Origin of the sequence: Haemophilus sp. CCUG 66565 (assembly GCF_001679495.1) — a bacterium.
GTDB classification, from domain to species: domain Bacteria; phylum Pseudomonadota; class Gammaproteobacteria; order Enterobacterales; family Pasteurellaceae; genus Haemophilus; species Haemophilus haemolyticus_K.
Genome location: NZ_LZOX01000013.1, coordinates 105,043 through 128,295, shown reverse-complemented (window position 1 = coordinate 128,295; position 23,253 = coordinate 105,043). Strand labels below are relative to the sequence as shown.

Genomic DNA, 23,253 nt, shown 5'->3' with positions numbered 1-23,253 from the left:
GATTGTTCTCATAATAAGCTTAAAAAAACACAATGAACTAGTTTACTAGTACAAAAAATAAGTGTAGAGTAACAACATAATTAAACACAGCATTTGAAAGCAAGAGAGTGATGTATGGCTAAAGAAAAAATTGAAATTGTCGTGGCAAACGATGATACGCGTATTGAGAAAGTCGATCAGGTTTTACCGCCCATTGCCTTATTAGAAAAATACCCAGCTAGTGAATATGCGGCTAAATTAGTAAAACAAACGCGTCATGAAGCACATAATATTATTCATGGTAAAGATGATCGTTTATTAGTGATTATTGGTCCTTGTTCTATTCATGATCCTAAAGCGGCAATTGAGTATGCAAACCGTTTAAAACCATTACGTGAAAAATATAAAGATAGCCTTGAAATTATTATGCGTGTGTATTTTGAAAAACCACGTACAACGGTGGGCTGGAAAGGTTTAATTAACGATCCGTATTTAAATGATACTTATCGTTTAAATGATGGTTTACGCATTGCAAGAAAATTACTTTCTGATATTAATGATTTAGGTGTGCCATCTGCAGGTGAATTTTTAGATATGATTACGCCACAATATGTGGCAGATTTTATGAGCTGGGGCGCAATTGGGGCGCGCACGACTGAATCACAAGTTCACCGTGAGTTAGCCTCTGGTTTATCTTGTGCGGTTGGTTTTAAAAATGCAACTAATGGTGGTGTGAAAGTTGCTTTAGATGCAATTGGTGCAGCAGAAGCCCCTCATTATTTCTTATCTGTAACCAAATTTGGTCATTCTGCGATTGTTTCTACAAAAGGGAATGAAGATTGCCATATTATTTTACGTGGCGGTGATAAAGGACCAAACTATAACGCTGAAGATGTAGCAAAAGTTTGTGCGGATATTGAGAAATCTGGTCGTATTCCACATGTTATGGTTGATTTCAGCCATGCAAATAGCTGTAAACAATTTAAAAAACAAATGGACGTTTGCCAGGATGTATGCAATCAGATTGCATCTGGTTCTAAACAAATCTTTGGCGTAATGGTGGAAAGTCATTTAGTGGAAGGCCGTCAAGATTTAGTTGATGGTAAAGCGCAAACTTACGGACAAAGTATTACGGATGCTTGCATTGGATGGGAAGATTCTGAAATTCTTCTTAAACAGCTTTCTGATGCGGTGATTGCTAGACGTAAAGTGACGAGTAATTAATTGAAATATAATCTAGATACTAGATAGAAGTGCGGTTGATTTTCACCGCACTTTTTTATTCGCCTTTAACTATGCAGCCCATTTCATTTTATCGCGACGTTTCATTTGATGAATTGTATTGGTTACGGTGCCGACAATAGGTAAATTCGACCAATCTTTTGTATTTATATTTGGTGTGGTGGAATCCAATGCCATGAAAAGGTAATTGCCGTTATGCGCCATAAATTCATAGACATGAAATTCGTTATTTTCTTCTAGCACAACAAGATCACCTGTATAAAGATTGTCATTTTTTTCAACGACTAGCATATCTCCACTTTCAATCCCCCAAGCTAACATGTTTGGATTGGTGACATGAATAAAACAGGTTTGCTTTGGACGCTTAATGCAATAAAGATTCAAGTCTAGTTTTTTATTGAATTTAAGGCTGTCATCCATATCACTGAAAAAAGGGAGTGGATTATAAGAAAAATCCATTTCATATTGCGCAGTCAAAGTTTGGTTGTTCATTCTCTTATCTCCTGTTAAATAATATGGATAAATAACCTTTTACCTTGTTTTTTTGTACAGTTAAATTTTACTGGTGTTTCATACAGGGTGTCAATAGCTTAAATAAAAAATTTTTTTATCAGTATGTTTTTAGAAAATATCTAACAAATTTAGAAAAAAGTTCATTTATTGGATGACAAATAACAAAAAATATTTTCTTTCGATAAGAATTTACGCTATCTTTAATCTCCTCATAGGTGGATTGGCGACAATCTGAAGTTAAATTTATTAAAAAGAAAGATAAAAGTATGAACACATCTCGTTTATTTCGTCTGTTATTCCAGGGCAATTTAGTAAAAAGAATTGCAACTGGTTTAGTTCTAGGGATCATTATTGCGCTTGTTGGACCGGCACTTGAAGGTGCTTTAGGTTTTAATATTGCTGAAAAAGTAGGCGTTTTAGGTACCATCTTTGTTAAAGCATTGCGTGCTGTTGCGCCAATTTTGATTTTCTTCCTTGTTATGGCTGCGCTTGCAAACCGTAAGATTGGTACGAAAAGCAATATGAAAGAAATCATTGTGCTTTACCTTCTCGGTACATTCTTAGCAGCGATTGTTGCAGTTATTGCGGGTTTCGTATTCCCAACGGAAGTGGTTCTTGCAACCAAAGAAGATGCCAGCTCAGCTCCGCAAGCTGTTGGTCAAGTTTTATTTACCCTTATTTTAAATGTGGTAGACAATCCATTAAATGCGATTTTCAAAGCAAACTTTATTGGTGTATTAGCATGGTCTATCGGTTTAGGTTTAGCGTTACGTCATGCATCTGATGCAACTAAGAACGTATTATCTGATTTTGCAGAAGGCGTATCAAAAATTGTTCATGTCATTATTTCTTTTGCACCATTTGGTGTATTCGGTTTAGTGGCTGAAACCTTATCTGATAAAGGTTTAGTCGCATTAGGCGGTTATGCGCAGTTACTTGCAGTATTAATCGGTACAATGTTATTTACTGCTTTTGTTATTAACCCAGCATTAGTTTATTGGAAAATTCGTCGTAATCCGTACCCATTAGTATGGACTTGTGTACGCGAAAGTGGTGTAACAGCGTTCTTCACACGTAGTTCTGCGGCAAATATCCCAGTGAATATTGAATTAGCAAAACGTTTAAACCTTGATGAAGAAACTTATTCTGTTTCTATTCCATTGGGTGCGAACATCAATATGGCGGGTGCTGCAATCACGATCACAATTTTAACGTTAGCTGCAGTACACACATTAGGTGTTGAAGTATCTTTTGTTAGTGCGATTTTATTAAGTATCGTCGCTTCTCTTTGTGCTTGCGGTGCATCTGGCGTGGCGGGTGGTTCATTATTATTAATCCCATTAGCATGTAGCTTATTTGGTATTTCTGATGATGTAGCAGCACAAATGATCGGTGTTGGTTTCATTATCGGTATTTTACAAGACTCAACTGAAACCGCATTAAACTCATCAACTGACGTATTATTTACTGCGGCAGTATGTATGGAAGAAGAACGTAAAAACGCAGCATAATGATGATGCAAATAAGAGAGGAGAGCGGGCTATGCCCGCTTTTTTTATGTGATTTTATATGCAAAGTGCGGTCTATTTTGATAGACTTCTGCCAAGTTTTATTTCCCTACAAATAGATAAGAAAAATGAACCACTTAATTATTTTTGCTCATCCTAATTCAGAGCGTAGTTTTGGACGAGCGATTGCCAATCGTATTGAGCAAATTAGTCAAGAGAAGGGTGTAAATGTATTTTTTCGTGATCTTTATGAAATGAATTTCAATCCAATTTTATCTCATGAAGAATTGCAGAATGCTAACAAAGGTATTATTCCAGAAGATATTCAGCAAGAGCATGATTTTATTCTTCAAGCGGATTTAATTACGTTGGTTTATCCCCTTTGGTGGATGGGATTTCCATCAATTTTGAAAGGCTATTTAGATCGTGTATTAAGTCACGGCTTTGCCTATAAAACGGAAAACGGCGAATCGGTTGGATTGCTCAAAAATAAGCAAATGCAGCAATTTATTACGATTGGCAGTAATGTTGATAAATATAAAGAATTTTGTGTGGATAAATCGCTTAATCATTGTTTAATTAATGGATTATTTAATTACTGTGGCATTGAAAATGTCGAGTTTGAATTATTCGGTGATATTCATTTAATTGATGATGAGGCGCGTAAAGCAATGATTGAACTTGTCGCTCAAAAAACAAAAGAAAAATTGACCGCACTTTTAAAGGAAAAAGCGTAATGTCTGAAAAACAAATTAATAATTTTTCATTAATTAGTCGATTATTCGGTAATCTTTTTTATCGTTCTCCTACCGATGAAGTACTTGTAGGCGCGTTTGCTTGGTTACAACAAAAAGGTTTAAGTCAAGTTTGGGCGTTAGATACTGATAAAGAAAGTGAATTAGCGCTGAATAGCCTACAAGCTAAAATTGAGCTCGATTTATTGAATCAAGAGTATCAAAAATTATTTGGTACCAATGGTAAAGTCATCACCTCTATTTCAGCTTATGGAATTGATGTTGAAGAATTTATGAATTTTCGCCTTGTACGCAATATGCCAGAAGTGGAAAGTGCGGATCATTTTGCTTTATTATTGCTCACAGCCTCTTGGCTTGAAGATAATTCAGATTCTTTAGTGGCTCAACAAGAATTGTTTGAAACCTTTTTATTGCCTTGTGCAGCGAAGTTTTTAACTCAAGTAGAAACTCAAGCAACTTTGCCTTTTTATCGTGCATTGGCCCTTCTTACTCGAGAAATATTGGCGGCGATGGCGGATGAATTGGAAGAAGAGTTGGGCAATATCTTGCTTTCCTCTAAGTCTTGAGGAAAGCAAGGAATATTTTATAGATAGGTTACAAAATCTTTTGTATCGATAATTCGGCATTCACGTTCGGCTTTTTCCATGCCTGTGCCAATCATGACTAATGCAATTACACGATCCTGTTCACGACATCCGAAAGCTTCTCGTAATGCAGTGCCATTAACCCATTTCCCTGAAATCCACACATTATCAAATCCTTGCGCTTGTGCAGCCAGTTGTAATCCATAAGTTGCACAACCTGCACTGAGCATTTGTTCCCATCCTGGTACTTTTGCGATTGTAGGATCAACTTTTGCTACAACACCGATTACCATTGGGGCTCGATGGGCTAAATTTTCAGCTTTTTTTAATCGCTCTTCACCAAGATCAAATTCGATAACCGCAGCTTTAAGCAGCTTTTCCAATTTATTAAGTCCTTCATTTTCCATGATAACAAAGTGATAGGGTTTTAATTTTCCATGATCAGGTGCACGCATTGCTGCTTGAAAAATTTGTTCTAATTGTTCAGCATTGGGCGCTGGTGCGGTTAATTTTTTATTTGATTTTCTTGTGGTTAAGAGGGTAAGTGCATTCATTGTATTATTCTCTGTCAATAAAAGTGCGGTAGATTATAGCATAGTTTTTGACAAGGCTTTGTGATACGCTAGCGCAAATTTTTTAAAGGTAATTCGTATGTTTCGAGTATTAAAATTATGTTGGAAAGCGCTGTGTTTCATTCGTGATCTCGTGATGAATGTGGTGTTTCTAGGTTTTGTCCTATTGCTAATGGCGATTATTAGCTTTTCAAGTGGTGGAAAAAAATCTACAACATTAACAGAGGAAGGCGGCTTATTGCTAAATTTAGATGGTTATTTAGCGGATAATCGTGATGAAACACTTCGTTGGCAAGATGCGCTAAGTGAATTGAACGGTGAGTATGTACCAAGAAAAATTTCAACATTTGATGTTGTGTCAGCGATTGAGTATGCGCAACAGGATCCTCAAATTAAAGGATTAGTGCTCGATCTTAATCATTTTGAAGGAGCTGATTTACCTGCTTTAGATTTTATTGGTGCAACGATTAATCGCTTTAAAGAAAGTGGAAAACCTGTTATTGCTTATGCAGATAATTATACACAGGGGCAATATTATCTAGCCAGCTTTGCGAACGAGATTTATCTTAATACAATTGGTCAGGTGGATATACATGGGCTGTCGCAAGAGAATTTATATTTTAAAGATATGCTCGATAAATTGGCTGTGACACCACATATTTTCCGCGTAGGAACTTATAAATCAGCGGTAGAACCTTTTATGCGCAACGATATGTCAATTGAAGCAAAAACGAATATGCAACGTTGGTTAAACTTAATGTGGAATCACTATACCTCAATGGTAAGCGAAAATCGTCATATTAAATCAAATGAACTGTTGCCTGCGGCGAAACAATATTTAGCTGAATTGAAAACATTGAAAGGGGATTCGACACGCTATGCGCAAAAACGTGGTTTGGTGACCCATTTGACAACACGTTTTGATTTAGAGAAAAAATTAACCGCACTTTTTGGCAAAAATGCAGATGGAGAAGCTAATTTAGTCGCATTTGATGATTATTTAACACAGTTCCCTGATCGTTTAACACCACAGGATAATTCGACAAATAAAATTGCCGTAGTGAATGTGGAGGGTACGATTATTGATGGGGAAAGTGATGAAGAAAATGTCGGAGGAGATACCATTGCGCGTCTTTTACGAAAAGCTTATGACGATAAAGCTGTAAAAGCGGTGATTTTACGCGTTAATTCTCCAGGTGGAAGTGCATTCGCTTCGGAAATTATTCGACAAGAGGCTGAAAATTTACAGAAAATTGGTAAACCTGTTATTGTATCTATGGGGGCAATGGCCGCATCAGGTGGTTATTGGATTTCATCTACTTCAGATTATATCATTGCCGATGCAAACACCATTACGGGTTCTATTGGTATTTTCGCGATGTTCCCGACTTTCGAAAATAGCATTAAGAAAATAGGCGTGAATGCTGATGGCGTTTCAACTACTGAATTAGCTAATACATCAGCCTTTTCTCCGTTAGCAAAACCAGTGCAAGATATTTATCAAACAGAAATTGAGCATGGTTATGACCGATTTTTAGAAATTGTTAGCAAAGGTCGCCAGCTTTCTAAAACACAAGTAGATAAACTTGCTCAAGGTCAGGTTTGGTTAGGCAGTGATGCATTCCAAAATGGTTTAGTGGATGAGATTGGTTCTTTTAATGAAGCAATCAATAAAGCTGAACAATTAGTGAATCAACGTCAAGAAAAAGCAATGGAATCTTTTAGCGTAGAATGGTTGATAGATGATGATAGCAATAGTTTTGTAAAGACATTATTACACGATACGAAAAAAACAACGCAACGTGCTTTTTCTAGCTGGATAGGGATACCAGCTCCAATTCAAAAATTACAAAAAGAATTGAATGTATTAACTAAATTTAATGATCCTAAAGGACAATATTTGTATTGTTTGAATTGTGGAAGCGTGAAGTAAAATTTACGTTTATTATGTTAACAGCACAAGTTTAATACCTGTGCTGTTATTTTTTTGAAGTAAAATTATTTCACGACACTTCCTTTCAACCATTTTCTCACCCAAGCTCGGTTAGCTGAAAGATTATGTAATATAGCTTCGCTTATAGGCAATGGCTCGCCATAAATGATTGAAGCTAAGGTTTCACCTAAGAGTGGAGCGGAGGTAAGCCCACGAGAACCTAAGGCTGCCGTTAAGAAAAGATTCTGAAAATTGGCCGCACTTTGAATAGGTTGTTTACGACGGCGGAGGTTGAATAAATTGTAATAATCCGCTTGTTGCTGTTCAAAATGGGGTACGTTTCCAACCATTGGGGCAAGATCTCTTACAGAGCAGCGGATTCCTACACGAGCGAGATTGCCTGATGTATCCACATCCTGCGTCCAAGATTGGGCGATATTTTGTTGGAGTTTTTGTTGATTTTCTTGTTGTTCTTGTTCGCTAAAATGGCGATCAACATTATCACGAACATGGCTTGCGCCGATGCAATGTGAGGTTTTTAATTGATCGGCTGGGGTGAGATATCCATCATAACAAAGCACTGATTTCAGTTTGAGTAAGTTTTCTGATGTTGGAATTTGGCTGACTTGCCCGCGGATAGGGTAGAGCGGTAGCTTTTCTGTTTGAACAAAATCAGTAATTTTATATCCGTTCGCAAGAATGATGACTTCATGGCAGTATTTTTGACCTTGCGTATTTTCTAGTTCCCAGCCTTTTTCTTGTTGAGAAAGTGCGGTAATTTTTTGTGAGGTTTTAATGACGACACCCTGTTTTTCAAGAAATGAAAAGGCATTTTGAACAAATTGTCTTGGTGCAAGCCAAGCCCCTTGTTCAATCCAACCGCCTTCGCAATTAAGCGGTAATCCCACTTTTTCACTGAATTGTTCAGCATTTAGCATTTGGAATATTTCACTCGGCAAACCAAGTTGAGAAATCTTTGTTAATTTGACCGCACTTTTTTCGTTGTAAGCACATAGTGCCACGCCACAAAATTCGTGTTCAAACGCTATGTTTTGTGCGATTGCCCAATCAAGTAATTGGCGACCGTAACTGAAAGCGTGCAGGTAAAAATCAACGGTGAGCGCATTATCATCGCTAAGTTGCGGATAAAATGCGCCTTGTTTATTGCCTGAGGCATTAAGTGCGAGCGCGTCATCTTCACAATAAATAGTGACTTTTGCCCCTCGTTTAACTAAGGAAATGGTAGTACAAAGAGAAGCAACACCTCCGCCGATAATAGCGACATCTTGTTTTTCCATTTTCGCAGGCTGAGCGAGATACCAAGGTGTAGAAAGTGCGGTAGATTTTGATTGTATTTTTAGCCCACTTAAGCATTCTCGTTTCTTGCCGAAGCCTTTACGTTTTGTCACATTAAAACCAGCGGATTCAAGTCCTTTTCTGACCGCACTTGCTGCAGTGAAGGTGGCAAAAGAACCATTGGGTTTCGTGAAACGGAACATCAGGTTATAGAGATCATCATTCCACATTTCAGGATTTTTGCTTGGCGCAAAGCCATCTAAAAACCAAGCATCAATACGTTCATTCATATAATCGCCAAGTTGTGGCAAGTTTTCTGATACATCACCAAACCATAAATCTAATGTTGTCTCTCCAAAATGGATACGATGGCAACCGAGAATCAATGAAGGCCAATAATGTTGCAAATGAACGCTTAAATCTTCAAACTGAGGATAGGCAAGATGCGCTTGCGAAAGTGCGGTAATTTTTAGCGGATATTTTTCAAAGGAAATAAAATTTAGGCATTTTAAAGGATGATTCTCATGTTGCTGGCGAAATTCACGGAATAATTGGGTTGCCGCAAAGAAATTTAATCCTGTACCAAATCCTGTTTCTGCGATAACAAAATTGGCTTCTTTGTGGGTCATCCAACGTTCCCAAAGTTGATTACCTTGTAGAAAAATATAATCTGTTTCTGCTAATCCATTTTCGTTAGAAAAATAGACATCATCGAATTGATCTGAGACGGGAATATGGTTTTGATTGAAGTGAATCTCAGCATGTTGGACACTAAAGGTCATTTTTTATTCCTTCCTTGCCTAATGAAATTTACGTATAATAACGCGATTTTCTAAACTGGTCGAACAAATGAATTATTGCTTGAAATATTTTTATTTCGTAGTAATTTTGAGCCGTTATTTTTACATATAAAACAATAAGGAAGAAGCAATGAGAAGAGCTGTAATTACAGGCTTTGGGATTATTTCAAGTATCGGTAACAATAAAGAAGAAGTATTGGCTTCATTAAAAGCAGGGAAATCAGGTATTGAAGTTGTGCCTGAGTTTGTAGAAATGAATATGCGTAGCCATGTTGCCGGAACAATCAAATTAAACCCAAGCGAGCACATTGATCGTAAAGTGTTCCGTTTTATGGGTGATGCAGCGGCTTATGCTTATCTTTCTATGCGTGAAGCGATTGAAGATTCTGGCTTAACAGAAGATCAAGTTTCTAATGATCGTACCGGTTTAGTGATTGGTGCGGGTACGGGTTCTGCACATAATCAGTTAGTGGCTTGTGATGCGGTACGTGGCCCTCGCGGTGTAAAAGCAATTGGCCCTTATGCGGTAACGAAAACCATGGCATCAAGTGTTTCTGCTTGTTTAGCCACCCCTTATAAAATCCGTGGTGTGAACTATTCAATCAGTTCAGCTTGTGCAACCTCTGCACATTGTATTGGTCATGCGGTTGAGTTAATTCAATTAGGCAAACAAGATGTCGTTTTTGCGGGTGGTGCAGAAGAATTATCTTGGGAATGTGCTACTGAATTTGATGCAATGGGTGCAGTTTCAACTAAATACAATGAAATGCCAGAAAAAGCATCTCGTGCTTATGACGCAAACCGTGACGGTTTCGTGATTGCTGGTGGTGGTGCAGTTGTAGTTGTGGAAGAATTAGAACATGCACTTGCTCGCGGTGCAAAAATCTACGCTGAAATTGTAGGTTATGGCGCAACTTCTGATGGTTACGATATGGTTGCTCCAAGCGGTGAAGGTGCAGAGCGTTGTATGAAACAAGCAATGGCAACTGTAGATACCCCAATTGATTACATCAACGTACATGGCACATCTACACCAGTAGGTGACGTGAAAGAATTAGGTGCAATCAAAAATGTATTTGGTGACAAAATTCCAGCGATTTCTTCAACTAAATCAATGACTGGTCACTCTTTAGGTGCGGCGGGTGCACACGAAGCAATTTACACATTATTAATGTTGGATAATGATTTTATTGCACCAAGTATTAATATCGAAACCTTAGATGAAGCTGCTGAAGGTTGCAATATCGTTACTGAGACGAAAGAAAATGCAGGATTACAAACTGTAATGTCAAATAGCTTTGGTTTTGGTGGTACAAATGCGACATTAATTTTTAAACGTTATAACGGTTAAAACTAGCCTATGAAAAAAGCCACTTTCGATTGAAAGTGGCTTTTTTGTAAATTAAAAAGAAAAATTAAGCAACGATACCAAATTGTTCTTTCATTAATGCTTCAAAGTCAGTGCAACCACCGATTGGTTTTTCATCAATAAAGATTTGTGGTACGGTTTCTACTGGTTTACCAACAGATTTTGATAAATCTTCTTTAGTAATGCCTTCTGCGTGAATATCCACATAACGATAGTCAAAATCAGCAACTTCGCCTTTTAATTTTTCAGCAAGGTTTTTTGCACGCACACAGTAAGGGCAGCCAGGACGACCAAAAATAACAACGAACATAATATTTCCTTTTTTGAGTTAAAAATTCTAGGCAATTCTACCTGATTTTTATCGTCTACATAAAGTGTTTTTATTCGTGTAATATACGGAACATCGTAGACAATGAGTTAAATATTATGAAATTACTAATGCTTTGCCGCGAACCTCGTCTTTATAGTTGCCAACGCTTAAAAGAAGCTGCGAAATACCAAGGGCATGAGATGGATATTTTAGATCCGAATCGATGTCTCTTAAAACTTTCACAAAATCCACCGCACTTTCAGATTTTTTATCAAGAAAATTCAGAGTCGAAACCTTATTTATTGCCTGATTATGATGCTGTTTTGCCTCGATTTGGCACAACGAGTACGCAAATGGGATGTTCAGTCTTACAGCATTTTGAAGGAAAAGGGACTTTTTGTTTAAATTCATCTCAGGCATTTTTAAATGCACGTGATAAATGGAAAAGTTTGCAACTTTTGCTGAAGGCTGGTGTTCCTGTTCCCAATTCACTTTTAAGCGGCAGTGAAGTGCAAGCTCAGGCGACGATAGCTCATATCAGTTCGCCGACAATTTTAAAAACGCTAAATGGTTCACAAGGAATTGGGGTGATTTTGGCTGAAAAACCACAAAGTGCGGTGAGCATTATGGAAGCTTTTAAACAAACCAATATATCGATGTTGCAGCAAGATTTTATCGAAGAAGCGGGCAATACGGATATTCGTTGTTTTGTGATTGGTGATCAAGTTGTGGCAACGATGCAGAGAATTGGGCAAGATGGTGAGTTTCGGGCAAATTGTCATCGTGGTGGAAAAACCGAAAAAATTATCCTAAGCGATGACGAGAAACAGATAGCCATTCGAGCTAAAAAAGCTATTGGTTTAGATGTAGCTGGCGTGGATTTAATTCATTCAAAAAATGGATTATTGGTTTTAGAAGTGAATGCAAGCCCAGGCTTAGAAATGATTGAAAAAACAAGCGGGGTTGATATTGCCACTCAGATAATTGCTTATGTCGAAACGGCTATAAGCTGTCATGTGAAATAGTATTACTGGTATATTTGATAATAAAAGCGCGTGTTTAGTATTCCACGCGTTTTTTATTAGTCAGATAAATTTGCGGCTATCATTGTTTGCCCTAAACTCAACCCGCCATCGCCCATAGGGTATTGATGGGCACTTAACACATTAAACTCTGCTAAATTTTCTTTTAATAGTTTGCGTAATAGTTGATTATGCATCACGCCACCAGAAAGTACGATAGTTTTACAATGATGATATAGGGCTTGTTTCCGCGCTAATTCTGAAAAGCCTTGTGCTAAGGCATAATGGAAAGCAAAGGCTTTATTAGCTTTAGAGGTGTCGTAAGCAAGCCAGCTTTGCCAGAAAGTTGATAAATCTAATTGATTATCTTTAATTACCATTTTAACGGGAATATTCATTGTGCTTTTGTTTTCTTTAATAAAATCAGATTGTGTAGCAAGCGCTTCTAAATGGCAAGCCGCCTCTCCTTCCCAAGAGAGTTTAGTCTCTGTAATCCCTAAACCATAGGCGACTGCATCAAATAATCTTCCTGCTGATGAGATGAGTGGTGAGTTAAGTTTTCGTTGAATGGCATTGGTGAGGGGCTCCCAAGGTAAATGAGAGCAAGTTTTTGTTGCAAATGTTTGCCAATGAGGAACAAATTGTTGTAAATGGGCGATCCAATTACGCCAAGGTTGGGTTGCTGCAAGATCACCGCCAGGTAACGCCACGGCAGGTAATCCACCAAGATGTTGGCAAGTTTCCCCCTCTACAAGCAAACATTCTCCGCCCCAAAGTTGTCCATTTGCGCCCATACCAATACCGTCTAATGCGATGCCAATAGCTTTTTCCTTGCAATGATGTTCGGCTAATACGGCTGTAATATGTGCATGATGATGTAAGACAGTGACATAAGGAATAGAAAATTTTTTTGCCAGATTTTTGCCTACTTTTGATGAAAAGTAGCCAGTATGAGTATCAATCGCAATTAAATCTGGTTTAAATTGATAAATTTGACAAAATAAATCAATATTATTTTCTAATTGTTGTTGTATCAGTTCATTCGCTGTGTCGCCAATATGTTGGCTGACAATGGCTTTATTTTGTTTGAGTAGGCAAAAGGTATTTTTAAGATCGGAACCCAATGCCAAAATATTTTTTTCAGTTTGGGTATTTAGGACGATTTCATCGGGTACATATCCTCTTGCTCTACGTAAGGTTTCCACACCGTCAAAGGCTACACGAACTAAACTATCATCTGCGCGTTGCAAAATATCACGATTATGGCAAAGATAGAAATCAGCCAAATGACTTAATTTTTTTACCGCACTTTGGTTATCTAGTACGGGCGGTTCTCCACTCGGATTGGCAGACGTCATCACAAGTGGTTGATTTATCTCTCGTAAAAGTAAATGTTGTAATGGATTACTTGGTAACATAATGCCGATTTCATTTAGATTGGGTGCAATATTTTCTGCTAAATTCGGCACTTTATATTTATTTAATAAGACTATTGGTGCAGCTGTGCTAGTGAGTAATTTAATTTCAGCTGGCGTTAGGTTTTGTAGAAAATCTAAACTAGGAACCATTACAGCAAGTGGCTTGCTAGGTCGATGTTTGCGTTCACGTAATAATTGAACGGTATGAAAAGCTTGTGCATTACAGGCTAAATGGAAACCACCAATGCCTTTTATCGCAATAATTTTACCTTTTTTGAGTAAATCAGCAGTTTGTTTTAGCGCATTTTCATGTATTGAAAGTTGTTGATATTGATCTTGTAACCAAATGTGTGGCCCACAAACGTTACAAGCGTTAGGTTGGGCATGAAAACGACGATCTGCGGGATTTTTGTATTCATGTTCACAATCAGGGCAAAATGGAAAATCAGACATAGAAGTATTTTTACGATCGTAAGGGATTTTTTTTATGATCGTAAAACGTGGGCCACAGTGAGTACAATTTGTAAAAGGGTAGTGATAGCGGCGATTTTGAGTGTCAAACAAATCAGCGATACAAGCAGAACAGGTTGCCGCATCAGGTACAATTTGTGTATCCATGTCATTATTTTCACTTTCACGGATAACAAATTCTGAAAAGTGCGGTAAATCCTCCCAATATTTTTCTTGCTGTTGGATATCCGTAATTAATGCTAAAGGAGGAAGTTTTGTCTGTAAGTCCTGTAGAAACGCAGTAAGACTCTTTTCCTCTGGTTCGATAAAACGGATGAGTACGCCTTGGCCATCATTATTGACATCGCCTTTTAATCCATATTCATTGGCTATAAGCCATACAAACGGGCGAAATCCCACGCCTTGTACTTTTCCTTTTATACGTAATTCGATTCCTTTCATCATTTTTCCTGATGTGATATTGAGTGTATTTATAGTAACTTGAAATAGAAAAGTGAAATCTGATCTTTGTCAAAATTTGTTATTTTTAAATCCACCACACTGGCAATGCCACCAAATCTTCTGCAAGCCATAATTTTTGCGGATATTGATTAATAATCACGCCGTTCCCTATTTGGATTTCATCGGGCGGGAGATTATCTTTCAAAATACCAAAGGCTTTTGTCATTTTCTTGTTGGGGCTGGCAGTAGTCTTAATTTCGATGGGGTAGAGTGTGCGATTATGTTCAATCAAAAGATCGATTTCTTTTTGATTGGTATCGCGATAAAAATAAATAGGTGGCTCAATGCCGTTATTGTAGAAAGATTTAATGACTTCACTTACTACAAAAGTCTCAAAAAATTGACCGCTCTTTGCCCCTTGTTGAATAGTTTCCGGTGTCAACCATTTAGTTAACCAAGCCATTAAACCAGTATCCATCATATAAACTTTCGGAGTTTTGATTGCACGTTTTAGATGATTGTTGTGATACGGCTGAAGCAGATAAATGATGCCTGATGTTTCGAGAATCGTCGTCCAGCGTTTAATGGTATCAACGGAAACACCAACTTCTTGCGCAACATTGCTGTAATTTAGTAATTCACCACTTCGTGCGGCGATAGCAATCATAAATCGCGTGAAATCAGTGATGTTGGTGATATTGGTGAGTGTGCGTACGTCTCGTTCAATATAGGTAGAAACATAGGATGCATAATAAATATCCCAGCTGGTTTCTTGTTGATATAGGCGTGGCATATAGCCTTGGTGGATAATTTGCCAAATATTTTCTACAGGTTTAATAAGTCTTTCGCGCGTGTTGAGATAATCCATATTAGGCAGAAAAGGCGAATAAAACACTACTTCTTGAATTTCACGCAGAGAAAATCCTTGTAATTTTAATACTGCAATACGACCCGCTAAGGTTTCGGTAACATTTTGCATCAGTTGAAAAGCTTGTGAGCCGGAGAGCAAAAAGAGCCCATTGATTTTTTGTTTATCAATGGCAAGTTTTAAACTGGAAAATAATTCAGGCGCATATTGTACTTCATCAAGGATTAATTTTCCTTGATGATTGAGCATAAATAAGGTGGATTCGTTACGTGCTTGATCGAGCAAGATAGGATCATCAAAGGTAATATATTGATGTTCTTTGCTGATATGCTGTAACAACGTGGACTTTCCTACTTGGCGTGGGCCAGTAATGAGAATTGCTGGAAATTGTTTTATCAAAGTTTGCAATAAAGGTTGTATTTGACGTGAATAAAAGTCTGACATGATAAAAATTAAGTTTAATTTAAGATTACATAGTAAATTAAACTAAAAAATAGATAAGAAGTAAAGATAAAATGAGTTTAATTTAAGATTATGTCGCAAATTAAACTTAAAATTGCTGCACTTTCATATTTAAGTATCGACTTAAATGAAACATTATCAACAGCATTTTAACATTCCATTAATAATTATAACGCTAATTAATTCAATTGCTTACAATCATAACCTATGGAAATAAGAGTCAATCTCAATAATTATTTTACGCATTAAAAAATCGAAAAAATTTATGATCTCAGTCAATAAAACAATTGTTTTACTCTAGTCTGGGTAACTCCGAAGGAGTATCCTTATTTCCAGAGTGGTTATTGGACGTTTGGGTGTAATGCCCTCCACTTACTTTCTGTTTCTATCTATTATAATTTGGGGGAAAATATGAACCGTTTTGTTATAGGTGATCCGAAAGATTGCATTGGATGCAATACCTGTATGGCTGCTTGCAGCGAAGTACACAAAGCTTTTGGATTACAATCCTTTCCGCGGTTACAAGTAATGCGCAACGACGATATTACTGTGCCGATCTTATGTCGTCATTGTGATGATTCACCTTGTGCTACAGTATGTCCTGTGCACGCGATAAAGCATGATAATGACACCATTCAACTCAATGAAAGTTTATGCATTGGCTGTAAACTTTGTGCTATCGCTTGTCCATTTGGGGCGATTACACAGCATGGTAGCGCACCATTAGATGCACCAAACCATTATGACAGTTTTTCTTTCACTGATGCGGTAAAACGTGATATTCGCACTGCACCGAATAATACCGATGTTCACAATATGCTTGCATGGGAACCAGGTGTAAAAGCCATTGCGGTGAAATGCGACCTTTGCTATTTCCGTGAAGAAGGTCCTGCTTGTATGCAAACTTGCCCAACAAAAACTTTATTCTTAATTAGTGATGAGAGTATCGAACAAGCAAATCGCAAAAAACGCGAAATGGCAATGATGGGTTCTCCTGTCGTGCCAAGATAAAAATTTATTGTTTGTTTACTCGTTAATCAATGGAGTGAAATTATGAGTTCTTCAATCAGTTTACTCATCACGTCCTTGTTGATTTATGTCATTGGTGCGTTTATTTCTCTCGCTGTGCGAAAAAATGAACAACTTTCAATCAATATATCCGGCGTGACCGGTGTACTTGGTGGCTTGTTAGGCATTGTTGCCTGCATTCCCGTGCTTATCAGCAACGATACGGTCGTTGATGTGTTTTCAACCCCTTTCGACTTCGCCCAATTTTCAATCCGCATTGACGGATTAGCTGCGTTTATGGTGTGTGTAATTTCTTTAATGGTTATTATCACCGCACTTTATTCCTTTTCCTATGTGAAAGAATACATTGGCAAAGGCGCTGGCACGATGGGCTTCTTTATGAATTTGTTCATCGCCTCAATGGTTGCCTTAGTCACCAGCGATAACGCTTTCTACTTTTTAGTATTCTTTGAAATGATGTCTTTGGCATCTTACTTCTTAGTACTAACCGAACAAGATGACAACGCAACCAATGCAGGTTTATTGTATTTCTTCATTGCTCACGCTGGTTCTGTGTTGATTATGATCGCTTTCTTTATTTTCTATTGCTACGCAGGTAGCTTTGAATTTGAAGACTTCCGCCACACCGAGCTTTCAATGCCTTTAGCCTTTACGGTATTTATCTTGGCATTTCTTGGTTTTGGTGCAAAAGCAGGGATGATTCCATTACATAGCTGGTTACCAAAAGCTCACCCAGCTGCCCCTTCTCATGCTTCTGCAATGATGTCTGGTGTGATGGTTAAAATCGGTATCTTTGGGATTATCAAAGTTGGTATTGATCTACTTGGCGCACACAATATGTGGTTTGGTGTGATTGTACTTGCTTTTGGCGCAGTTTCTTCTGTGCTTGGCGTACTTTATGCCTTAGCAGAACATGACATCAAAAAACTTTTGGCGTATCACACCGTAGAAAACATCGGCATTATTATGATGGGTGTAGGTGTCGGTATGATTGGTATGGCAATCCATAATCCTATACTTGCTATTGTCGGTTTACTTGGTGGTTTATATCACTTACTTAACCATGCGGTATTCAAAGGCTTATTGTTCTTGGGTGCTGGTTCTGTGATGTACCGTTTACATTCAAAAGATATGGATTTAATGGGCGGACTTGGTAAATTAATGCCATTTACTGCTTTCTGTTTCTTGATTGGTACCATGGCAATTTCTGCATTACCACCGTTTAACGGTTTTGTGAGTGAATGGTTTACTTATCAATCTTTATTCAGCCTAAGCCAACACAATGATGTGGTATTACGTATTGCTGGCCCTGTTGCAATCATTATGCTTGCCTTAACAGGTGCGCTTGCCGCACTTTGTTTCGTGAAAGTGCATGGTATTAGCTTTGGTGGTGCACCACGCAGTGAAAAAGCAGCACATGCACGCGAAGTGCCAAAACCAATGGTGATTGCAATGGCAATTTTGGCATTATTCTGTGTACTTTTGGGTGTTGGCGCATCTGTCGTAACACCAATTATTGCCAATATTGCAACCGCACTTTCTCATAATGACATGCTTAATTTAGCTGAAAATGGCGTAGTGGTAGCAAGCAATACACCGAATACGGCGCTTTCTACACCAATGGTGAGCATTATGTTGATTGCATTCTTTGTGTTGCCGTTTATGTATTACGCTTATACCAAAGGCAATCGTATGGCAGATCGTGCAAAAGGCAATCCTTGGGCTTGTGGTTATGCTTACGAAATGGATATGGCAGCCTCTGCGGGTAGTTTTACTCGTCCGCTTCGTATTATCTTCAAACCACTTTATACCTTGCGTCAAGTGCTTGATCCTGCGCCTGCTGGTGCAAAAGGTATCAATGCATTAATTTCAGGTGCGACCAAAACAGAACCATTCTGGGAAGAAAAAGTAACAATGCCGATTGCGCATTTTATTCCATGGTTAGGTCGTAAAATTCAATGGCTACAACAAGGCGACTTCCGCGTTTATTGCGTGTACTTCGTGATTGCCTTGGTTGTGTTATTACTTTCCATTGCGTTGATGTAGGAGGAAATTATGATTTCATTACCTTCAGAAATTTCCACTTCCGCTGGAATGTTCCTTTTAGCCATTGTGCAAGCGTTAATTCTTCTCGCTTTAGCACCGCTCTTTTCAGGCATTTCACGGATGATTCGGGCTCGTATTCAATCTCGTCGTGGCCCGGGCTTGTTACAAGATTATCGCGACATTGCTAAATTAATGATGCGTCAAAATATTTGGCCAGATAATGCGGGTTGGGTATCTCGTGTTATGCCTTATGTGTTAATTAGTACAGTCATGGTGGTTGCAATGAGTTTACCCATGTTTACTCATCACTCACCGTTTGGGGCAGGCAGTGATTTAATCACCGTTATTTATTTGTTCGCGTTGTTCCGCTTTTTCTTCTCAATTGCGGGTTTGGATTCCAACAGTACTTTCTCAAGTTTAGGTGCAAGCCGTGAAGTGACATTAGGCGTACTTGTTGAACCAATCTTAATGTTGGCATTCATTGTGATTGCTTTAATTGCAGGTTCTACAAATTTTGCAGTGATTAGCACCGCACTTTCTAGCCAACCTTGGCAATATCCCGTTGCAACAGTAATTGCCTTAGTTGCCGCTGCTTTTGCGATCTTTATTGAAATGGGCAAAATTCCATTTGACTTGGCTGAAGCGGAACAAGAACTTCAAGAAGGCCCCCTTACTGAATATTCAGGCCCTTCTTTCGCCTTATTGAAAGTTGGTTTGAGTTTAAAATCAATGGTGGTTGCCTCTATCTTTGTGAGCGTGCTTTTCCCATTTGGTGCAGCACAAGAGTTCACTGTAAGTGCGGTCATTTTAGGCATCGTTTCTTTCTTTGTGAAATTACTCGTGGTATTTATCGCCGCATGTGTGTTTGAAAACACATTGGCACGTACCCGCTTTATGCTAACAGGACGTTTAACTGTGGTCGGTTTCGGCATTTCAGTGTTGGCGTTTGTGTTTTACTTCACAGGATTGTAAGGAGGAAATATGGAACGTTTAGCACTAATTACAATCATTTTGCCGTTTGTCGGTGCGTTTATTGTGGGGTTGAACAAACAATCTTTCCCAAAAATCGCCACAATTTTTGCCGCACTTGCTACCCTTGGCACACTTGCTGTGGCAGGGCAGTGGTATGCAAATGGCGCACAATCTGTCACATATGATTTAGTTAAATTTGGTGATACCGCAATCTTCGGCGTGACCTTAGATGCAGTAAGTACGTTAATTGCCTTTGCCGTTGTGGGTTTAGGTTTCTTAATTTGCTTATATTCTTGTGGTTATTTAACCGATAAAAACCGCGAACATCCGCATAACGGATTACCTCGTTTTTATGCTTTCTTATTGATTTTCATTGGTGCAATGGCAGGCTTGGTGTATTCATCAACTTTAGCTGGTCAGTTGCTTTTCTTTGAAATCACTGGGGGATGTTCTTGGGCATTAATCAGCTATTATCAAAGCCAAAAAGCAATGGCGGCTGCGATGAAAGCGTTGATTATCACTCACGTAGGTTCATTAGGTTTATATCTTGCTGCGGCTTATTTATTTAGCCAATCTGGCACATTTTCTATCACAGCGTTAGAACATCTTGCGCCAGAAGCGAAAACTATCGTGTTATTTGGCGTGATGTTTGCTGCATGGGGTAAATCAGCGCAACTTCCAATGCAAATTTGGTTACCAAATGCGATGGAAGCGCCAACACCAGTCAGTGCATATTTGCACGCAGCATCAATGGTCAAAGTGGGCGTCTATATTTTCGCTCGTTCCGTGATGTCAGCTGGTGAAATTCCGCACATTGTGGGTGAAGTGGGAATTGTGATGGCAATGATTACATTGATTTATGGTTTCTTAATGTACTTGCCACAAGCGGATTTAAAACGCTTACTTGCGTATTCAACTATTACTCAACTTTCTTATATTTTCATCGGGCTTTCTCTTGCTGCATTAGGATCTAAATTAGCCTTTGTTGCGGCGATTGCTTATATCTTTAACCACGCCTTTGCGAAAAGCTTATTCTTCTTGGTTGCAGGTTCATTGAGTTATGCCACTGGTACACGTTCAATGCCTCGCTTACAAGGGATTATGCGCACCATGCCTGTTGTTGGTACTGGATTTGGTATTGCCGCATTAGCTATTGCTGGTGTGCCACCGTTTAACGGTTTCTTCAGCAAATTCCCATTATTTGCCGCTGGTTTCGACCTTGGACAAGAATATTCATGGGTAACTTGGTTAATGGTGATTGCGTTGATTGAATCTACTGCAACATTTGTTTGGTTGCTTTATAAATTTGGTCAATGCGTTATCGGTAAACCATCTGAAGACGTGCAAAATGTACAACCATTGCCATTCTCTATGACATTTGTTTTAGTGATTTTAATGGTGATGTCTGTGTGTTCTAGCTTTATCGCTGCCTATTGGTTAGGCCTTGCGGGTTAAGGAGAGAATTATGTTAATGATCAATGTATTAGCGAGTTTGCTCATCATTACATCGCTTTGTGTCATTATGGCAAAAACCGCAAAAAAATCCGCGTTGTGCTATGGCTTACAATCGCTTGTATTGGTGGTGTTATTCGTTTATTTGGCATTTGAAATGCAAGCTCACGAACTTTATATGTGGTCCATTAGTGCATTCATCACGAAAGTATTATTAGTGCCAGGAATTTTAATCTTTTCTTTACGAAAAATTGACGAAAGTCAAACTCCTGCAGGAATGAATGTCGCTTGGTTGATCCCGATCACATCTATCATCGTTTGCTTATGTTACTTTGTTGTCATTCCAGTGAACTTACCGTTAGTTGAACATTTAAAACCAGCGTTGTCAGTATCACTTAGCCACTTCCTTTTAGGTTTAGTGTGTATTGTGAGCCAACGCAATATTGTGAAACAAGTTTTCGGTTATTGTTTAATGGAAAACGGTGCGCATTTAACGTTGGCTTTACTTGCCAACAATGCGCCAGAACTAGTTGAAATCGGCATTGCCACCGATGCGATTTTTGCGGTCATCATTATGGTGGTGTTGGTGAATAAAATTTACCGCACTTTCAACACTGTTGATGCTAAACAACTTATGAGTTTGAAGGGGTAACGCTATGTATGAACAATGGATAATTGCGTTATTAGTCGCACCTTTAGTCATCGCTTTTGAAAGCTTTGCACTACGCGGAACAAAAAATCGGACAGTTTGTACCGCATTTCATATTACCGGGTTAATTTTGATGTTGTTCTTTTCTGTACAGGTCATTTCTGGCGTGTTGGAAAAAGGCAGTATCAGTGCATTTAACAACTGGGTGTATGTTGATAGTCTTTCTGCCATTTTCTTAGGCTTAATTGCTGTCGTGGGTTCACTTGCTGGGGTGTATTCTATCGGTTATATGAACACAGAATTGGAAGAAGGGCATATTGATTTTAAAACCTATGCTCATTACCACGGTTTCTTACACTTGTTCTTCTTTACGATGATTGTGTCAGTTATCACCAATAACTTAATTTTAATGTGGGTTGCCATTGAAGCGACAACATTAAGTTCTGCGTTTTTGGTCGGTACTTACAAACAAAAAACATCCCTTGAAGCCGCGTGGAAATACATCATCATCTGTTCTGTGGGCGTTGCCTTCGGTTTATACGGCACACTTTTAACCTTTGCTAATGCAAATGGCGTGCTTGCTGATCCAAGCCAAGCGATTTTCTGGTCAGCCGTGAATCAACAAGCCACTGGTTTAAACCCAATGTTGATGTATATCGCATTCGCTTTCGTATTGATTGGTTTCGGCACGAAGTGCGGTCTATTTCCAATGCATACTTGGTTATCAGACGCACACAGTGAAGCACCAAGCCCAGTGAGTGCAATTTTATCAGCGGTGTTATTAAACTGTGCAATGCTTGTGGTGTTGCGTTACTACACATTGGTTTCAAAAGCAGTTGGCGCAGAATTTCCACAAACTTTAATGTTGATCTTTGGTTTACTTTCAGTGCTTGTGGCGGCGTTATTTATCATCGTGCAATTTGATATTAAACGTATGCTTGCTTACTCCAGTATCGAAAATATGGGCTTAATCAGCTTCGCTTTCGGTCTTGGTGGCCCAATTGGGGTATTTGCAGGTTTACTTCACACCATCAACCACAGTCTTGCGAAAACCTTATTATTCTGTGCATCGGGTAATATTCTATTGAAATATAAAACCCGTGATATGAATCAAGTGCGTGGATTATGGCGTGTTGCACCAGTAAGTGCGGTGCTTTTCGCTGGTGGTGCGTTGGCATTGGGCGGAATCCCTCCATTTAACGTATTTGTGAGTGAATTTAGTGTTGTGGTCGCAGGGATTACAGCGGGTAAAACTTGGTTAGTTATTTTATGCTTAATTTTACTCACTATCGTGCTTGCAGGACTTGCCTTAATGCTATTAAAAACAGTGCTTGGCAAACAACCTGATAATGTGGAAGCAGGCGAAGTCAGTAAAGTCTCTTTGGCGGCAATGGCCATACTATTGTTGTTAATGTTTGTAATGGGTATCCATATTGCAGAGCCAATCTTGCAGTTACTAAAAAGTGCGGTAGGAATTGTGCTTGGATCTGAACATGTGTCCTTTGGCGATATGCTAGTTTTACCTTGGCAAAGTTTAGCGAAATGATCGACAACTGGGGGAA

At 38.6% G+C, this 23,253-nt stretch carries 19 protein-coding genes; 13 read left to right on the top strand and 6 right to left on the bottom strand.

Annotated features, from left to right (window positions below; genetic code table 11):
- Positions 1-114 precede the first annotated feature (114 nt).
- Positions 115-1,203 (top strand): 3-deoxy-7-phosphoheptulonate synthase AroG, encoded by a 1,089-nt coding sequence (aroG, locus tag A9501_RS04225; RefSeq protein ID WP_065265012.1) that lies wholly within the window; start codon positions 115-117, stop codon positions 1,201-1,203.
- Between the two features lie 69 nt (positions 1,204-1,272).
- On the opposite strand, the gene A9501_RS04220 is transcribed toward aroG, so the two are convergent.
- Positions 1,273-1,713: a LexA family protein gene (locus A9501_RS04220; RefSeq protein ID WP_065265011.1), complete on the bottom strand. Its 441-nt coding sequence runs from the start codon at positions 1,711-1,713 to the stop codon at positions 1,273-1,275.
- Positions 1,714-2,000: 287 nt separating this feature from the next.
- On the opposite strand from A9501_RS04220, the gene sstT reads away from it, so the two are divergent.
- From sstT to A9501_RS04205, 3 genes are all read left to right on the top strand, one after another.
- Positions 2,001-3,245: a serine/threonine transporter SstT gene (gene sstT, locus A9501_RS04215; protein WP_048953555.1), complete on the top strand. Its 1,245-nt coding sequence runs from the start codon at positions 2,001-2,003 to the stop codon at positions 3,243-3,245.
- Between the two features lie 125 nt (positions 3,246-3,370).
- Positions 3,371-3,979: an NAD(P)H-dependent oxidoreductase gene (locus A9501_RS04210; RefSeq protein WP_065265010.1), complete on the top strand. Its 609-nt coding sequence runs from the start codon at positions 3,371-3,373 to the stop codon at positions 3,977-3,979.
- Positions 3,979-4,563 carry a TorD/DmsD family molecular chaperone gene (locus A9501_RS04205; protein WP_065265009.1) on the top strand — a complete coding sequence of 195 codons (585 nt, stop codon included), beginning with the start codon at positions 3,979-3,981 and terminating at the stop codon, positions 4,561-4,563. Before A9501_RS04210 ends, A9501_RS04205 begins: the two co-directional genes overlap by 1 nt.
- Positions 4,564-4,580: 17 nt before the next feature.
- Here the strand turns inward: A9501_RS04205 and A9501_RS04200 are convergent, their stop codons facing one another.
- Entirely contained in the window at positions 4,581-5,135 is a 555-nt protein-coding gene (locus tag A9501_RS04200; RefSeq protein WP_065265008.1) for an NAD(P)H nitroreductase, read from the bottom strand.
- Positions 5,136-5,232: 97 nt separating this feature from the next.
- Here A9501_RS04200 and sppA point away from each other — a divergent pair, with 97 nt between their 5' ends.
- The gene (gene sppA / locus A9501_RS04195) at positions 5,233-7,086 is read left to right on the top strand and encodes a signal peptide peptidase SppA (protein ID WP_065265007.1); all 1,854 of its coding nucleotides are present in this window, start codon (positions 5,233-5,235) and stop codon (positions 7,084-7,086) included.
- 65 nt (positions 7,087-7,151) lie between these two features.
- Here sppA and mnmC read toward each other — a convergent pair whose 3' ends face one another.
- The gene (gene mnmC / locus A9501_RS04190) at positions 7,152-9,164 is read right to left on the bottom strand and encodes a bifunctional tRNA (5-methylaminomethyl-2-thiouridine)(34)-methyltransferase MnmD/FAD-dependent 5-carboxymethylaminomethyl-2-thiouridine(34) oxidoreductase MnmC (RefSeq protein WP_065265006.1); all 2,013 of its coding nucleotides are present in this window, start codon (positions 9,162-9,164) and stop codon (positions 7,152-7,154) included.
- A 148-nt stretch (positions 9,165-9,312) separates the two neighbouring features.
- On the opposite strand from mnmC, the gene fabB reads away from it, so the two are divergent.
- Positions 9,313-10,533 carry a beta-ketoacyl-ACP synthase I gene (fabB, locus tag A9501_RS04185; protein ID WP_065265005.1) on the top strand — a complete coding sequence of 407 codons (1,221 nt, stop codon included), beginning with the start codon at positions 9,313-9,315 and terminating at the stop codon, positions 10,531-10,533.
- Between the two features lie 64 nt (positions 10,534-10,597).
- Here the strand turns inward: fabB and A9501_RS04180 are convergent, their stop codons facing one another.
- Positions 10,598-10,861: a GrxA family glutaredoxin gene (locus tag A9501_RS04180; protein WP_005628952.1), complete on the bottom strand. Its 264-nt coding sequence runs from the start codon at positions 10,859-10,861 to the stop codon at positions 10,598-10,600.
- A gap of 116 nt (positions 10,862-10,977) precedes the next feature.
- Here A9501_RS04180 and A9501_RS04175 point away from each other — a divergent pair, with 116 nt between their 5' ends.
- Positions 10,978-11,886, top strand: coding sequence for a RimK family alpha-L-glutamate ligase (locus tag A9501_RS04175; protein WP_065265004.1), 909 nt, complete (start codon positions 10,978-10,980; stop codon positions 11,884-11,886).
- 56 nt (positions 11,887-11,942) lie between these two features.
- On the opposite strand, the gene hypF is transcribed toward A9501_RS04175, so the two are convergent.
- Positions 11,943-14,213 (bottom strand): carbamoyltransferase HypF, encoded by a 2,271-nt coding sequence (hypF, locus tag A9501_RS04170; RefSeq protein ID WP_065265003.1) that lies wholly within the window; start codon positions 14,211-14,213, stop codon positions 11,943-11,945.
- 85 nt (positions 14,214-14,298) lie between these two features.
- The gene (locus tag A9501_RS04165) at positions 14,299-15,525 is read right to left on the bottom strand and encodes an ATP-binding protein (RefSeq protein WP_065265002.1); all 1,227 of its coding nucleotides are present in this window, start codon (positions 15,523-15,525) and stop codon (positions 14,299-14,301) included.
- Positions 15,526-15,954: 429 nt separating this feature from the next.
- Between A9501_RS04165 and A9501_RS04160 the strand changes: the two genes are divergently transcribed.
- From A9501_RS04160 to A9501_RS04135, 6 genes are read left to right on the top strand one after another with little or no spacing between them, the layout of a single operon-like run.
- Complete coding sequence (locus tag A9501_RS04160; RefSeq protein ID WP_046938549.1) at positions 15,955-16,554, top strand: 4Fe-4S dicluster domain-containing protein; 600 nt, start codon at positions 15,955-15,957, stop codon at positions 16,552-16,554.
- Positions 16,555-16,596: 42 nt separating this feature from the next.
- Positions 16,597-18,618, top strand: coding sequence for a hydrogenase 4 subunit B (gene hyfB, locus A9501_RS04155; RefSeq protein WP_065265001.1), 2,022 nt, complete (start codon positions 16,597-16,599; stop codon positions 18,616-18,618).
- Positions 18,619-18,627: 9 nt separating this feature from the next.
- Positions 18,628-19,590 carry a respiratory chain complex I subunit 1 family protein gene (locus A9501_RS04150; protein WP_065265000.1) on the top strand — a complete coding sequence of 321 codons (963 nt, stop codon included), beginning with the start codon at positions 18,628-18,630 and terminating at the stop codon, positions 19,588-19,590.
- Positions 19,591-19,599: 9 nt separating this feature from the next.
- Positions 19,600-21,045 carry a hydrogenase 4 subunit D gene (locus A9501_RS04145; protein WP_065264999.1) on the top strand — a complete coding sequence of 482 codons (1,446 nt, stop codon included), beginning with the start codon at positions 19,600-19,602 and terminating at the stop codon, positions 21,043-21,045.
- Positions 21,046-21,055: 10 nt separating this feature from the next.
- Entirely contained in the window at positions 21,056-21,694 is a 639-nt protein-coding gene (gene hyfE / locus A9501_RS04140) for a hydrogenase 4 membrane subunit (RefSeq protein WP_005626080.1), read from the top strand.
- A gap of 4 nt (positions 21,695-21,698) precedes the next feature.
- Complete coding sequence (locus tag A9501_RS04135; RefSeq protein WP_005634691.1) at positions 21,699-23,237, top strand: hydrogenase 4 subunit F; 1,539 nt, start codon at positions 21,699-21,701, stop codon at positions 23,235-23,237.
- The last annotated feature ends 16 nt before the right edge of the window (positions 23,238-23,253 follow it).